Here is a 13,570-nt window from a genome sequence, read left to right on the forward strand (position 1 = left end):
CGACGCCGAGGCGTTCTTCCGTGGCAAGCACGTGAACGTGGTGCTGCCGATGGGCGGACAGGCCATCGCGTTCATCGGTCCGGGCGTTCTGCAGCGGGACCTCAGGGGCCGCCAACTCGAGCGCGCCAGCGCTCCAAAATTACTGCGTGGGGCAGGCCAGGCCGTCGCCGTCGGGGTCGAGGTGGGGGGAGTAGCCCGCTTCGCCGCGGAACAGCGGGGCGCGACCGGCGGCCATCGCCTCGTCGCAGCTGCGGAACGCACCGCCGGCCGAACCGGACTGGACCAGGTTGGCCGAGCCGGTGGCGCCGAGCAGGGAGTCGAAGCTGGACGAGCCGGTGCCCGCGGAGCCCGTCACCAACGGATTCGCCTGGGCGGCGGGGGCGACGAGCAGGCCGAGGCCTACGGCGGCGAGGCTGACAGTGAGCCGACGAACGTTCATGAATTCCTCTATGTCTGCTGCGGTTCGGATGTTGGCCCGGACACACGCCTCGGGCGGCGAAGTCAACCTTCATGACGTGGCCCCCGCTTGTCAACCGCACCGCGTGTGCCTCGCCTGTTACTCGCCGAGCCTGCGTCCGGTGAGGTGCTCGGCGGGCACGGTGCCCATCCGTCCGGCCTGGAAGTCCTCGAGTGCCTCGATGATCTCGGCGCGGGTGTTCATGACGAACGGTCCGTACTGGATCACGGGTTCGCGCAACGGTTTTCCGCCGAGCAGCAGCACTTCGAGGTCGCCGAAGTCCTGTGTGGTGTCGGCGGTGAGCGTGATGGCCTCGCCCTTGCCGAACATCACGAGTTGTCCGGTGTGGATCGGCCTGCCGTCGGTACCTGCCGTGCCGCTGCCCGACAGCACGTAGGCCATGGCCGTGAAGTCCTGCGGCCACGGGGTTTCCAGTTGCGCGCCGGGGCTGATCGAGGCGTGTGCGTAGGCGATCGGGGTGTAGGTGGAGCCCGGCCCGGCGAAGCCGCCGACCTCGCCCGCGATGAGCCGCACCAGGGCGCCGCCGTCGTGCGAGCTGACCAGGGTGAGCTCGCTGCCGCGCAGGTCCTGGTAGCGCGGGGTGGCGAACTTCTGGGCGCGCGGCAGGTTCACCCACAGCTGGATGCCGTGGAACCGGCCACCCGAGATCACCAGTTTCTCCTCGGGTAGTTCGTCGTGCAGCATGCCCGAGCCCGCCGTCATCCACTGGGTGTCGCCCTCGCCGATCACGCCGCCGCCACCCTGGGAGTCGTGGTGGACCATGGTGCCGTCGAGCATGTAGGTGACGGTTTCGAAGCCGCGATGCGGATGCCACGGCGCGCCCTTGGCCTCGTAGGGCTCATAGGCCACAGGGCCCATCTGGTCGAGCAGGATGAACGGGTCGGCCGCGCGCAGGTCGACGCTGGGGAAGGGGCGCGTCACCTCGAAGCCCGCCCCCTCGCGCTGACGGTGGGCGGTGACGATCTGACGTACCGGCCGCTGGGTTTCGGTGACGTCCGGGCGGGGGAGCCGGGGCAGCACCATGATGTCGTCGACGGTGATCGCGGGCATGGGAAGCGCCTCCTGGTGTGGAACCTACTTGGTTTCCATGTCAACCACTCTGGTTATAGGATCATTCCCGTGACCAGATGGTTGTCCGAGCACGAACAGCAGACCTGGCAGGCCTTCATCCGGATGCGGCAGCGGCTGGACGCGGCGCTGGCGGCCGGGCTGGCCGAGCACGGGCTGTCGATGCCCGATTACGAGCTGATGGTTCCGCTCTCGGCCGCACCGCAGGGCCGTCTGCGGGCCAGGGATCTCGCGGCCGAGGTGTGCTGGGACAAGTCGCGGCTGTCCAAGCAGCTGGCCAGGATGGCGGCACGGGGGCTGGTAGACCGGGCGCCGGCCGCCGACGACGCGCGCGGCATCGTCGTCACCCTGACCGAGCACGGGCGCGCGGTGCTGCGCGCGGCCGCGCCGGAGCATGTGGAGCTGGTGCGAAAACTGTTCGTGGACAACATGAGTCCGGAGGAGAGCGCGGCGCTGCGGTCGCTGTCGGCCAAGGTCACCTCGGCGATCGAGGAGGGCTGACTACCGGCGTCGCCGGGTGCCGAACAGGCTGCGGCTGATCTCCCGGCCCGCCGCACTGGCCGCCGAGCGCAGGAAGCTCTTCACGGCCGGGTTCTTCATGATCCGTTCGGCCGCCGAGTCCGCGTCCGGTCCGGCAGGCGGCGGGGCTGTTTCCGGGGCAGGTGCGGCAGCCACGCTGGCCAGCAGCTTCTCGTAGGCCGATTCACGGTCGATGCTCTGCCCGTACTTGCCCTGCAACGAGCTCGACCGGGCGGCGGAGCGGATGGCGTCGTCACCGATGGTGTCCATCAGCGACCGCGGCGGCACGATCTTGGTCCAGGCGACCGGGGTGGGCGCACCTTTCTCCGATAACACTGTGACGATCGCCTCACCGGTACCGAGGCTGGTGAGCGCCTCCTCGAGGTCGTAGACCGTCGACTTCGGATACGTGCGAACCGTTTTCGCCAACGCCTTCTGATCGTCGGGGGTGAAGGCGCGCAACGCGTGCTGGACGCGGGCGCCGAGCTGCGACAGCACCTCGTTCGGGATGTCGGTCGGCAGCTGGGTGCAGAAGAACACGCCGACACCCTTGGAGCGGATCAGCTTCACGGTCTGCTCGATCTGCTGCAGGAACGCCTTGGAGGCGTCGGCGAAGAGCAGATGCGCCTCGTCGAAGACGAAGACGAGCTCGGGTTTGTCGACGTCACCCACTTCGGGCAGCGTCTGGAACAGTTCGGCGAGCACCCACATCAGGAACGTCGAGAACAGCGCTGGCCGCGCCGCCTGCCGACCCAGTTCGACCAGCGTGATGACGCCCTGACCGTCGACGACCCGGGCCAGATCGGCTGGATCGAGTTCGGGCTCGCCGAAGAACGTGTCACCGCCCTCGGCCTCGAGATTCACCAGCGAACGCAGGATCACCCCGGCGGTCTGGCTGGACACCCCGCCGATGCCCTTCAGGTCTTCCTTGCCTTCGGGGCTGGTCAGGTGAGTGATGATCGCGCGCAGATCCTTCAGATCGAGCAGGGCGAGACCCCGCTGATCGGCCCAGTGGAAGATCAGCCCGAGGGTCGACTCCTGCGTGTCGTTGAGGCCGAGGACCTTGCTGAGCAGGATCGGGCCGAAGGAGGTGATCGTGGCGCGGATCGGCACGCCGATACCCTCGGCGCCGAGGGAGACGAACTCGGTGGGGAAACCGCTCGGCGTCCAGTCGTTCGCGCCGGTCTCGGCCGCGCGAGCGCGGATCTTGTCGTTGTCGGCACCGGGGTCGCGCAGACCCGACAGATCTCCCTTCACATCGGCGAGCACCACGGGAACTCCCGCCCGCGAGAGCTGTTCGGCGATGCCCTGCAGGGTCTTGGTCTTGCCCGTGCCGGTCGCTCCCGCGACGAGCCCGTGGCGGTTCATCATGCGCAACGGAATACGCACGCGCGCAGCGGGATCGGTGGTTCCGTCGACGACAACGGTGCCAAGCTCCAGGGCCTGACCGTCGAAGGCGTAGCCGGCCGCGATCTGTGCGGCGCCACCCGACCCGGCCGAGGCGTCGGGTGACGTTGCCGCCGAAGCCGATTGCGCCGCCTCCCGCTCGGCGGCCTCCGCCGCGGCGGCTGCCTCGGCGGCGACGCGCGCCGCCTCTTCGGCTGCCAGGCGAGCCGCTGCCGCCTTCTCCTGAGGGGTGGTCATCGCGTCCTCCGTCTCGATCGCAAGAACATGAACGGACAATCTCAGGCAAACTGTATCCGTGCCGGTCATCCCTGTGGTGGCCTTCGGCGGGTGTCGTCGGCAAACACCTCCGCCGCGCCCGCGAGACACACCTGTCGGCGAGGCGCGCCGATACCCCATTAGGGTGGCTCGGGTGTCCGACAAACTCTTGGTCTGGATGGATTGCGAGATGACGGGGCTCCGTCTCGACAGCGACAAGCTGATCGAGATCGCCGCGCTCGTGACCGACAGCGACCTGAACATTCTCGGTGACGGTGTCGACATCGTCATCCACGCCGATGACGCGGCCTTGGCCTGCATGCCACCCGTCGTCGCCGACATGCACGCGAAATCCGGTCTCACCGAGGAGGTCCGGCGCTCGACGGTCACCCTCGAGCAGGCCCAGGAGCAGGTGCTCGACTACGTGCGCCAGTACGCGCCCGCCGCGCGCACCGTGCCGCTGTGCGGCAACTCCATCGCCACCGATCGCGGCTTCATCGCGCGCGATATGCCCGAGCTGGACGCGCACCTGCACTACCGGATGGTCGACGTGAGCTCGATCAAGGAACTGTGCCGCCGCTGGTACCCGCGCATCTACTTCGGTCAGCCGGAGAAGGGGCTCGCGCACCGCGCGCTGGCCGACATCAAGGAGTCCATCCGCGAGCTGGAGTACTACCGGCGCACCGCCTTCGTGGCGCCGCCCGGCCCGTCCTCGGCCGACATCGCGAGCATCGCGGCGGCGGTCACCGAGGCCGTCGACGTCACCGGAACAGGGCCACGACCAGCGGATTAGGGCATTGGGGCCGGTACAAGCTAGTATTTACCGCGCCGGTGCAAGCCGGTGATGGTGACCGTAGTTCAGTTGGTAGAGCACCAGGTTGTGATCCTGGCTGTCGCGGGTTCGAGTCCCGTCGGTCACCCCGAAGAGAAGGCCCCGATCCTCTGGATCGGGGCCTTCTTCGTCGTAGGAGCCCGCCTCCACTTCATGACGCAGGTCACGTTTGAACCGCTACACTCTGGACGGCTGCCCAAATGTGTGGGCCGCCATATCCTCGTTCGACCGGAAAGACCCTTGATGAAGCGTTCCACCGTCGTCGTGGCCCTCGCGGCCGCCACCGTGCTCGGCCCCGTCGCAGGCACCTCGGCGGCGCAGACCCCCGGCCTGCCCCTCACCGACTTCACGGCCGCCCCCTCGGGCGGCATGGAACTGCCGGGGCCGCCCGAAACGGGATCGGCGCAAAGCGGATCGACCGGCGGCCTCGAGACCACCGGCTCCTCCGGCACCGGCTCGGCAGGCCTGCCAAACCTCGACCGCCTGCTGTTCGGTGGACGCATCCTCTGCGGGGCCCTCGGCAGCGCCATGGCCGTGGCGGGCGAGGCCATGATGGACTGCGCCGATCTGCCCACCCCGGTCTGATCAGGACACGAAAAAGGCCGCCGGAGACATCCGGCGGCCTTTTCGGCTGTATGGGTCAGGAGACGTCGGCGTTGCCAGCCTTCCACTCCGCCCACGGAATATTCCAGTCACCGAGCCCGTCGACGCCCGACAGCGTCCCGCCGACCGTGTTCTTGATGATCGTGATGTCACCGCGCTTGGCGTTCTCGTACACCCAGCGGGCATTGGCGGGGCTCAGGTTCAGGCAGCCGTGGCTGGCGTTCGAGTAACCCTGCTGACCCACCGACCACGGCGCCGAGTGGAAGAAGATGCCGCTGTAGGAGATCCGCGTGGCGTAGTCCACCGGCGTCCGGTAACCGTCGGCGGAGTTCACCGCCACACCGTAGGTGGACGAGTCCATGATGATCTTCTCGTGCTTGTCGGCGACGATGTAGATGCCGTTGTCGGTGGGCGTGGAGTCCTTGCCCATCGAGGTCGGCATGGTCATGATCACCTCGCCGTTGCGCTCGACGGTCACCTGCTTGGTGTTGTCGTCAGCGGTGAAGATCACCGCGTCACCGATGGTGAAGTGCGAGGTGAGGTTGTCCTGGCCGTACAGACCCTTGCCGAGGTCCTTGCCGTAGACGTTCACCTCCACGTTCACCCGCGTACCCGGCTTCCAGAAATGCTCTGGGCGCCAACGGACTTCGCGATTGTTCACCCAGTAGAACGCGCCCTCCACCGGCGGATCGGTGGTGACCTTGATGGCGTCCTGCGCGGCGCGGCGGTCCGGGATGTTCTCGTCGAACTGGATCGCCACCGGCTGGCCGATACCGACCACCTCGCCCTCGCCGGGCATCAGGTACGGCTTGGTCTGGTTGTTCGGTGAGCTCGTGGTGAAGCTCAGAGTGGAGGAGTTCGCTCCGCCGAGGCCGATCGCGGCGGCCGAGAGCTGATAGGTCTTGCCGTAACCGAGCACCTCGGTGGTGGCCCAGGAACGCCCGTCGGGCGCGAGCTGACCCGACACCTGCGTGCCCTGCTGGTTGGTCAGCTTCACCTCGGTGAACTTGCCGTCCTGCACCTGGAACTTCAGCGGCATCCCCGGCGAAACACCGACCTGGCCGTCCTTGATCTCGGAGACCAGTTTCGGCTTGATGAGTTCGGTGATCGGGTTACGGTCGATCGCCACCTCGACCCCGGCACCCTCGGCCGACGAGCACGCGGAGGCACCGAGGGCGAAAACCGCCAACAGTGCCACCGGAACGATCATCCGCAATGACCGAGGTTTCCCCCGCTTCTTACCCATGTCCAACCCCGTTTCCATACCGACGCCCCGCCATTCTGCCAGCCCGCCCGGTCGCCACCAACGTCGAAAGCGCCGCGACACGACCCGGGTGGGCAATCGTTAGATACGTGCCGGGACCCGATCTGTTAACACTGCGAACCGATCGGCATCGGTGCTGGTCAGGGCTCGATTTCACTTTTCGCCCTCGGGCCTGTTAATGTTTCTTCCGCACCGCAGAGCGGAGCAAAGACAAGCGCCATTAGCTCAATTGGCAGAGCAGCTGACTCTTAATCAGCGGGTTCGGGGTTCGAGTCCCTGATGGCGCACAGTAGACCGCATCCCGGCAGTTACCACTGCCGGGATGCGGTCTTTTTGCGGTCTGCCAGCCCCGTCATCGATCGTTACCTTCGGGGCCTCGCGCGCACGTTTTGCCACCGCGAACAGCCAGGAAACCTGATTCGGGCAAACTTTTTCTGTGACCCATACCACGGTCACCGCAGTTCTAAACCCCCTGCATACATAACGATTCTGCAACCACTGGTAGCAACGACCAAGATCGCCAGCACCGTCCGTTCAGATTTCGTTCACCTCGCGTTAACCAGCCGTGACCATTCTGTCATCAGGTCACAAACAGACCTGCGGTTTGGTTAGCCACCGGGAACCCGGATACCGAACAGCGCGTGGTCTCCCCGCAGCCAGCTGTGGAGCACCGTGCGACGAGCGGGACAGCCATCGAGCGTCTCCGTCACCACAGCGTCGCACATTCCCATACCGACAGAAACAACACATCGCCTGACCGGCGTGCGCCGCTGCGCGCGCTGCGCGGTCCACCGCGCCCCCACCGGGGCCTTGCGGTCGCCAGACAGAGATGAAGGAACAGAGAAGAACATGATCGTCAAAGACAAGCTCAACTCCATGATCGGCCACCGCCGCGAGGCGTTCACCGTGGCGGTCGCCGCGGTCGGCCTGGTGGCCGTTGCCGCGTCCTCGGCGGTGTCCTTCGCCGACGACAGCGTCCCGCAGCGTGCCGCCATGGTCGTCGAGCAGGCCGAGGCCATCCCGGCCGTCGGTGCTGCCCCCGCCCCCGCCGTGGAGGCCGTGCCTGCCCCCGCTCCCGAGGTGCTGCCCGCCCCGGCCCCGGCCCCCGAGCCGGCGCCCGCCCCCATGCCCGCGCCCGCCCCCGCGGCGCCGGTGTACCCGAACAACCTCGACGGCTGGATCCGTGAGGCTCTCGACATCATGGCCGCCAAGGGCATCCCCGGCAGCTACGAGGGCATCATGCGCAACATCATGCGCGAGTCGACCGGTAACCCCCAGGCCATCAACCTGTGGGACTCCAACGCCGCCGCGGGCATCCCCTCCAAGGGCCTGCTCCAGGTGATCGACCCGACCTTCGCCGCCTACCACGTGGAAGGCACCCCCTTCGACGTGTGGCACCCCGTGGCCAACATCGTCGCGGCCTGCAACTACGCCGCCGACCGCTACGGCTCGATGGACAACGTCAACAGCGCGTACTGATACGCACTGAGAACACAGCTGCGCCCGCGCACCGGTTTGGGGAAGACCGGGGCGCGGGCGTTCGCCGTTAGAATGCCCTCGTGCCAGACAGCGCCGATCAGGCACCCGATCACGCGCATTCCGACGCGGCGACAGCCAGCCGCGTAGCCAAGGCCCGCCGCTTGGCGGCCTACCTTTGGGCGCGCGACATCAGCAGCGCCGAATTGCGCGCCCTGTCCGCGCCGACGCTGCGCAAGCTCGCCCGTGCCGCCGAGACCAATCCGCCGAGCACCGACGAGACGTGGCGGGTGGTCGCCGACCTGCTCGATCAGAAGGACGCCTGGGCGGCCCGCAACCCTGATCACGAGGCGGCACGCCGCGCCCATGCCGACGAGAAGCTGCTGTGGGTCAAGCCGCCGGTGACACCGTGGTCGTCGCAGTCCTGAGTCAGCCGAGGACGAGACCGATCGCGAGTGCGAGCATCACCACCGCGATCAGCGAGTCGAGGATGCGCCAGGCGAGGGGCTTCGCGAACAGCGGGCCGAGTCGACTCGCGCCGTAACCGAGGCCGAAGAACCACAGCACGCTGGCCAGCATCGCCCCGGCCGCGAGGAACCAGCGCTCCGAGGGCGCCCAGGTGCTGGCGAACGAGCCGAAGAGGACGAGTGTGTCCAGGTAGACGTGCGGGTTGAGCCAGGTGAGCGCCAGACAGGTGAGCACCGAGGCGCCAAGTGCCGCCGAGGTGCCCGTGAGGTCGGCCTGCAGTGCCGACGAGCCGAACGCCCGCCGGGCGGCGAACAGGGCGTAGCAGACCAGGAAGGCCGCCCCGGCCCACCGCGCGATGGTCACGACCGCCGGGTACGACTCGACGACGGTGCCGAACCCGGCCACCCCGGCCGCGATCAGCACCACATCCGAGAGCGCGCACACCGCGACCACCGGGAGGATGTGTCGGCCGCGCACACCCTGTCGCAGGACGAACGCGTTCTGCGCGCCGATCGCGACGATGAGCGAGAGCCCGAAACCCAACCCGGAGAGTGCGGCCACTGCGGCCGACGATGTCGTCATATCCCTGACGCTAGGAACCTCGCTACATTCAGTCCAGCTAATAATTCTGCAGAACCGTTAGAATCGCTGATGTGGACCTGCAGCTCGACCAGCTACGCGCGCTCGACGCCGTGCTCACCGAAGGCACCTTCGATGCGGCGGCCCGCCGATTGAACCTCACGCCCTCGGCCGTCAGCCAGCGGATAAAGGCGCTGGAGGACGCGGCGGGCCGCATCCTCGTGCAGCGGTCGAAGCCGGTGCGGGCCACCGAATCGGGGCTCGCCGTGCTGCGACTGGCCAGACAGGTGGAGGTGCTCGCCGCGGATACCGCGCGTGAACTCGGCGAACCTGACCGGCCGGCCGGGCGACCCGCCCGCATTCCGATCGCGGTGAACGCCGACTCGCTCGAGACGTGGGTGCTGCCCGCCGTCTCGCGGGTCTCCAGCGTCGCCTGTCTCGAACTACACCGCGAAGACGAGGAACACACCACCCGGCTACTCCGCGACGGCACGGTGATGGCCGCGATCACCGCTACCGCCACCCCGGTGCAGGGCTGCCGGGTGCGACCGCTCGGCGCCATGCGCTATCAGGCGCTCGCCACGCCGAACTTCGCGCAGTACTGGTTCCCCGACGGCGCGCGCCCGGGCTCCTACACCCACGTGCCGATGATCCAGTTCGACCGCAACGACGACCTGCAAGCCCGGCACCTGCGCGGCGCCAATCAGCAGCCCGCCGATCCGCCGACACATTTCGTGCCGTCCTCGACCGCGTTCCGTGAGGCGGTTCGGCTCGGCATGGGCTGGGGCATGCTGCCCGACCTGCAGACCGAAACCGACCGGGCCGAAGGCACTTTGGTGAACATCAACGGCCGCGCCCGCATCGATGTGCCGCTCTACTGGCAACAGTGGAAGCTGGATTCGCCCGCCCTGAACGCGGTCGCCGACGCCATCATCACGGCCGCCGCGAAAGCTCTGCTGCCCGTCGAGTGAGCTGTCAGCCGCCGAGCTTCTTGTAGAAGGCGCCCGCGATCGGGGCGGTCATCGCGCGCGGACCGTAGTTGCCCGCGACGCTCATGCCCTTGCTGATCAGGCCGGGGACGATGCGCATCTTGTTGCGGGCCAGGGCGTCGATCGACACCTTCGCGGTGTATTCGCTCGACACCCACAAGAAGTCGGGGACCATCTTGTCGACGATCGACTCCTCTTCCGGCGCAGGCGTTTCCGTGCGCACGGGACCGGGCGCCAGCAGGGTGACATTGACCCCGCTGCCCTTGAGTTCGCCGCGCAGCGACTCGGAGAACGTGTTGGCGAAGGCCTTCGACGCGGCGTAGGTGGCGTTGTTCGGGATGGGCATATTGCCCGCCGCCGAACCGCTGATCAGGATGCCGCCCGCCTTGCGCTCGATCATGCCGGGCAGCACGGCCAGGGTCAGGTCGTGCACGGCGGTGGCGTTGAGTTCCATCTGCGCGCGTTCGTAGGCGAAGTCGAGTTCGGCGACAGGGCCGAAGGTGGCGATGCCCGCGTTGTTGCACAGGATGGCGATATCACGCACCGACAACTCGTCGACCAGGCTCGCGCGCTGGGTGCGGTCGGCGAGGTCGACGGCGCGGACCTCGGCGGTGATGCCGTGTGCCAGCGTCAGCCGCTGCGCCAGTTCGGTCAGGATCTCTCCGCGCCGGGCGACCAGGATCAGCGAATAGCCGCGCCCGGCCAGTTCGGCGGCCAGGGCGGTACCGATACCGGAGGACGCACCGGTGACGACGGCACGATTGTCAGCAGTGGGGGAGGGCAGGCTCACACGGCGAAGCTTAGGGGATCGCCCGCCCGGCCATAGCATGGCAGTTGTTATGACAACTGACTCCTCACCGCGCGCCCAGGAGGCGCCGCTGCTGCTCACCACCGAGCCGCCGCGCACATTCGGTTTCGCCGATCAGGCCGCGTTCTGGACCAATCTCGGGGTGAGCCTGATCGGGTTCACCGGGGCGATCTATGTGCTGCAACCGCCCGGGTACGACCGGTTGCCGCTGCTCGGGGCGGTGCTGGCGACCGTGGTCGGCACGATCGTCGGCACCTCCATGGTGGCCGCCGCCGGTGCGGTAGGCGCCGGAACCGGTGCGCCCGCGATGGCCAACTTCCGTGGGCTGTTCGGCACCAGACTGTCCGGGCTGCCGACGGTGGCCAATGTGGTGCAGTGCATCGGCTGGGGCGTGTACGAGCTCACCGTGATCGCAGCGGGTATCGCGGCGCTCACCAGCGACCGGGTGCCGCACGCGGTGGCGGTGATCGCGGCCGGTGTGCTGAGCACGGTGATGGCGATCTGGCCGATGCATGTGGTGGGGATCCTGCGGCGCTATGTCACCGTGGCGGTCGGTATCGCGATGCTGTATTTCACCGTGCAGATGTTGCGGCAGCCGCTGCCGGATATGGGACAGACCTCCTGGGCCGGGTTCTTTCCCGCCGTGGACACCGCGCTCGCCGTCGCGGTGTCGTTCGTGCCGTTGGCCGCCGATTACACCCGGCATTCGCGGTCGGTGAAGGTGGCGGGCGGTGCCACCGTGATCGGGTATTCGGTGGCCCAGATCTGGTGCTACCTGCTGGGTATCGTCGCCCTGCTGCACGTGGGCGGCGACCCGAACCAGCTGTTCGACTCGTTCCTCGGGATCACCGCGGGCTGGGTGTTCTTCGCGGTGCTCGTGCTGCGCGAGACCGACCAATCCTTCGCCAACGTGTACTCCACGGCCATGTCGTTGCAGAATCTGCTGCCGCGCGTGGATCGCCGCATCCTGGCCGCCGTCGTCGGCGTGCTCGCCACCGTCTTCGCGCTGAATGTGCGCGATTTCAGCTCTTACGCGAACTTCCTGCTGCTCATCGGCTCGGTGTTCGTTCCCCTCACCGCCGTACTTGTGGTCGACTACTTCTTCGGGCGCGGCCGAACCGGCTGGGACCTGTCCGACAACTCGCCCGCCCGCCCGATCATGCTGCTGCCCTGGGCGATCGGCTTCGTGGTGTACCAGCTCTGCAACCCCGGCTCGGTGTCGTGGTGGGCCGACCGCTGGACCGGGCTCCAGGACACGCTCGGCGTGCATCCGACCTGGTGGACGTCGGCATCACTCTTCTCGTTCCTCGCGGCCGGTGCCGCGACCGGTGTCGTCGTGGTCGTCGGTCGGCGACGGTGATTCGGCCGAGCGTCTCCCCGAGGCTCCGGGCGGCCGAACGGAGTCCGAGCGATGGATGAGGAGCGCGTTTTCGGAATGGGCGACGAGCCGCTGGCCGCACCGACATGGCCCGCGCTCACCGAAGCCGAAGCCGCCTCGTCCGTCGCGACTACGTGGGGCTTCGATGGGGCGACGATCGAATGGCACAGTGCGCGACCACTTTCCGCGACGGTCCGGGTGTGTACCGGCAGTGGGGAGCGATTCGTCGTCAAACGGTTGCCGAGTGCGCTGCGTGACTCGGGTGCCCTGGCAGAGGAGCACCGGTTCATGGCGCATCTGCGAACACGCGGGATTCCGGTGCCGGAGGTACGCACCATCGACGGGTCCGAGTTGTGGGCGGCTGGTCGGCGCAGCGAGGCCGGAGAGCGCCGGTTCGGCGGGGAGCTCGATGGCTTCGGGGCTGTACGCGGTGGTTCGGGTGAGTTCGTCTATGAGGTTCATCGGGTGGGGGAGGGGGGCGATCGGTATCGCGCGGACTTTTCCTGGACACCGTTCCGCGACATCGAGGACGCCGCCGGCGCAGGCACGATGCTGGCCCGATTTCATTCGGCGGCAGAGGGTTTCGATGCCCCCGCCCGCCCCGCCCGCCCGTTGCTCGCCAGCATGCACGGCGACGTCATCAGCACCTTCGAATGGCACATCGCCCGTCGGCCCGCTCTCGCGGCCTTCCTCGCCACCCGTGACTGGCGCACGGAAGTCCCCCACCTCCGCACCGACCTCACCACCGTCGAACCCTTGTGGACGCATGGTGATTGGCACCCGACCAATCTCCTCTGGCGCGACCACGAGGTGACCTCGGTGATCGATTTCGGCCTGTCCGACCGCACCACCGCCGTCTTCGACCTCGCCACCGCCGTGGAACGTACCGCCGTGGACTGGATCTCCCTCCGAGAAGGTGGCCCCGCCAACGTTCGTACGGACCAGATCACAGCCCTGTTCGAGGGCTACCAGTCCATCCGTCCGCTGAACCACGCGGAAAGCCGGCTGCTACCGGATCTGCTCCCACTGGCACACATCGGCTACGAACTCTCCGAGATCGACTACTTCCTCACGATTCCCCAGGAACCCCGCAACGCCGAAATCGCCTACAACGACTGGCTTCTGGGACACCTGCGCTGGTACGAAACATCCGAAGGCCACGACCTCAGATCACTGCTCCACGACCTGTCCGCCCACTGAAGGACATGCCGCCGACCTGCGCATCTTCAGCTGTGCGGTACTGCACGGAGCGGCCACCTACCGCACCCCCCAGCCACACGGCACCACTTAAGTCCGCCATGACCGCATCCCAGCCCCGCACGACCCGACCTCGAGGAGGGTCCGCCGCGAAGCGGCGTAGCGGCCCGGCCGCGCGAACAGCGCTCGAAGCGCCTGCGGCACATGCGCTTCGAGATCGGAAGAGAGTCGGGTCGGGGAAGAGTGGGA

Annotated in this window: 14 protein-coding genes and 2 tRNA genes; 10 read left to right on the plus strand and 6 right to left on the minus strand. The window is 67.7% G+C overall.

Going from position 1 to position 13,570, the window contains the following annotated elements:
- Positions 1–139 precede the first annotated feature (139 nt).
- Both AB0I35_RS32045 and AB0I35_RS32050 read right to left on the minus strand, forming a co-directional pair.
- Positions 140–439, minus strand: a complete 300-nt coding sequence (locus AB0I35_RS32045; protein ID WP_067486070.1) for an excalibur calcium-binding domain-containing protein — start codon at positions 437–439, stop codon at positions 140–142.
- 117 nt (positions 440–556) lie between these two features.
- Positions 557–1,528 carry a pirin family protein gene (locus AB0I35_RS32050; protein ID WP_357400057.1) on the minus strand — a complete coding sequence of 324 codons (972 nt, stop codon included), beginning with the start codon at positions 1,526–1,528 and terminating at the stop codon, positions 557–559.
- 69 nt (positions 1,529–1,597) lie between these two features.
- Between AB0I35_RS32050 and AB0I35_RS32055 the strand changes: the two genes are divergently transcribed.
- On the plus strand, positions 1,598–2,047 hold the full coding sequence (locus tag AB0I35_RS32055) for a MarR family transcriptional regulator (RefSeq protein WP_357400058.1): 450 nt from the start codon (positions 1,598–1,600) through the stop codon (positions 2,045–2,047).
- Here AB0I35_RS32055 and AB0I35_RS32060 read toward each other — a convergent pair whose 3' ends face one another.
- The gene (locus AB0I35_RS32060; protein ID WP_357400059.1) at positions 2,048–3,709 is read right to left on the minus strand and encodes a helicase HerA-like domain-containing protein; all 1,662 of its coding nucleotides are present in this window, start codon (positions 3,707–3,709) and stop codon (positions 2,048–2,050) included.
- A gap of 172 nt (positions 3,710–3,881) precedes the next feature.
- Between AB0I35_RS32060 and orn the strand changes: the two genes are divergently transcribed.
- The 3 genes from orn to AB0I35_RS32075 all read left to right on the plus strand — a co-directional run bounded on the left by orn (position 3,882) and on the right by AB0I35_RS32075 (position 5,144).
- Positions 3,882–4,520, plus strand: coding sequence for an oligoribonuclease (orn, locus tag AB0I35_RS32065; protein ID WP_357400060.1), 639 nt, complete (start codon positions 3,882–3,884; stop codon positions 4,518–4,520).
- Between the two features lie 54 nt (positions 4,521–4,574).
- Positions 4,575–4,647 (plus strand) — tRNA-His (locus AB0I35_RS32070).
- A gap of 155 nt (positions 4,648–4,802) precedes the next feature.
- A complete protein-coding gene (locus AB0I35_RS32075; protein WP_357400061.1) occupies positions 4,803–5,144 on the plus strand; it encodes a hypothetical protein in 342 nt (113 codons plus the stop codon).
- 55 nt (positions 5,145–5,199) lie between these two features.
- On the opposite strand, the gene AB0I35_RS32080 is transcribed toward AB0I35_RS32075, so the two are convergent.
- On the minus strand, positions 5,200–6,408 hold the full coding sequence (locus tag AB0I35_RS32080) for an Ig-like domain-containing protein (protein ID WP_357400062.1): 1,209 nt from the start codon (positions 6,406–6,408) through the stop codon (positions 5,200–5,202).
- A 232-nt stretch (positions 6,409–6,640) separates the two neighbouring features.
- Here AB0I35_RS32080 and AB0I35_RS32085 point away from each other — a divergent pair.
- The 3 genes from AB0I35_RS32085 (at position 6,641) to AB0I35_RS32095 (ending at position 8,330) form a co-directional block, all read left to right on the plus strand.
- A tRNA-Lys gene (locus AB0I35_RS32085) sits at positions 6,641–6,713 on the plus strand.
- Positions 6,714–7,275: 562 nt separating this feature from the next.
- Positions 7,276–7,905: a transglycosylase SLT domain-containing protein gene (locus AB0I35_RS32090; RefSeq protein WP_067642507.1), complete on the plus strand. Its 630-nt coding sequence runs from the start codon at positions 7,276–7,278 to the stop codon at positions 7,903–7,905.
- Positions 7,906–7,985: 80 nt separating this feature from the next.
- Positions 7,986–8,330 (plus strand): hypothetical protein, encoded by a 345-nt coding sequence (locus AB0I35_RS32095; RefSeq protein WP_357400063.1) that lies wholly within the window; start codon positions 7,986–7,988, stop codon positions 8,328–8,330.
- Position 8,331: 1 nt separating this feature from the next.
- Here the strand turns inward: AB0I35_RS32095 and AB0I35_RS32100 are convergent, their stop codons facing one another.
- Entirely contained in the window at positions 8,332–8,952 is a 621-nt protein-coding gene (locus AB0I35_RS32100; RefSeq protein WP_357400064.1) for a LysE/ArgO family amino acid transporter, read from the minus strand.
- A gap of 71 nt (positions 8,953–9,023) precedes the next feature.
- Here AB0I35_RS32100 and AB0I35_RS32105 point away from each other — a divergent pair, with 71 nt between their 5' ends.
- Entirely contained in the window at positions 9,024–9,920 is an 897-nt protein-coding gene (locus tag AB0I35_RS32105) for a LysR family transcriptional regulator ArgP (protein WP_357400065.1), read from the plus strand.
- Positions 9,921–9,924: 4 nt separating this feature from the next.
- On the opposite strand, the gene cmrA is transcribed toward AB0I35_RS32105, so the two are convergent.
- Positions 9,925–10,728, minus strand: coding sequence for a mycolate reductase (gene cmrA, locus AB0I35_RS32110; protein ID WP_067486092.1), 804 nt, complete (start codon positions 10,726–10,728; stop codon positions 9,925–9,927).
- Positions 10,729–10,777: 49 nt separating this feature from the next.
- Here cmrA and AB0I35_RS32115 point away from each other — a divergent pair, with 49 nt between their 5' ends.
- Positions 10,778–12,106: a cytosine permease gene (locus tag AB0I35_RS32115; protein ID WP_357400066.1), complete on the plus strand. Its 1,329-nt coding sequence runs from the start codon at positions 10,778–10,780 to the stop codon at positions 12,104–12,106.
- A gap of 51 nt (positions 12,107–12,157) precedes the next feature.
- Positions 12,158–13,324, plus strand: coding sequence for a phosphotransferase (locus tag AB0I35_RS32120; protein ID WP_357400067.1), 1,167 nt, complete (start codon positions 12,158–12,160; stop codon positions 13,322–13,324).
- Positions 13,325–13,570: the final 246 nt, after the last annotated feature.

This window comes from Nocardia sp. NPDC050378 (assembly GCF_040655675.1).
GTDB classification, from domain to species: domain Bacteria; phylum Actinomycetota; class Actinomycetes; order Mycobacteriales; family Mycobacteriaceae; genus Nocardia; species Nocardia coubleae.

Excerpts from the sequence above, each read along its gene's own strand:
- AB0I35_RS32090 (WP_067642507.1), top strand. The coding sequence starts at position 7,276 with ATGATCGTCAAAGACAAGCTCAACTCCATGATCGGCCACCGCCGCGAG.
- AB0I35_RS32060 (WP_357400059.1), bottom strand. The coding sequence starts at position 3,709 with ATGACCACCCCTCAGGAGAAGGCGGCAGCGGCTCGCCTGGCAGCCGAA.
- AB0I35_RS32050 (WP_357400057.1), bottom strand. The coding sequence starts at position 1,528 with ATGCCCGCGATCACCGTCGACGACATCATGGTGCTGCCCCGGCTCCCC.
- AB0I35_RS32045 (WP_067486070.1), bottom strand. The coding sequence starts at position 439 with ATGAACGTTCGTCGGCTCACTGTCAGCCTCGCCGCCGTAGGCCTCGGC.
- AB0I35_RS32075 (WP_357400061.1), top strand. The coding sequence starts at position 4,803 with ATGAAGCGTTCCACCGTCGTCGTGGCCCTCGCGGCCGCCACCGTGCTC.
- AB0I35_RS32115 (WP_357400066.1), top strand. The coding sequence starts at position 10,778 with ATGACAACTGACTCCTCACCGCGCGCCCAGGAGGCGCCGCTGCTGCTC.
- AB0I35_RS32100 (WP_357400064.1), bottom strand. The coding sequence starts at position 8,952 with ATGACGACATCGTCGGCCGCAGTGGCCGCACTCTCCGGGTTGGGTTTC.
- AB0I35_RS32080 (WP_357400062.1), bottom strand. The coding sequence starts at position 6,408 with ATGGGTAAGAAGCGGGGGAAACCTCGGTCATTGCGGATGATCGTTCCG.
- AB0I35_RS32120 (WP_357400067.1), top strand. The coding sequence starts at position 12,158 with ATGGATGAGGAGCGCGTTTTCGGAATGGGCGACGAGCCGCTGGCCGCA.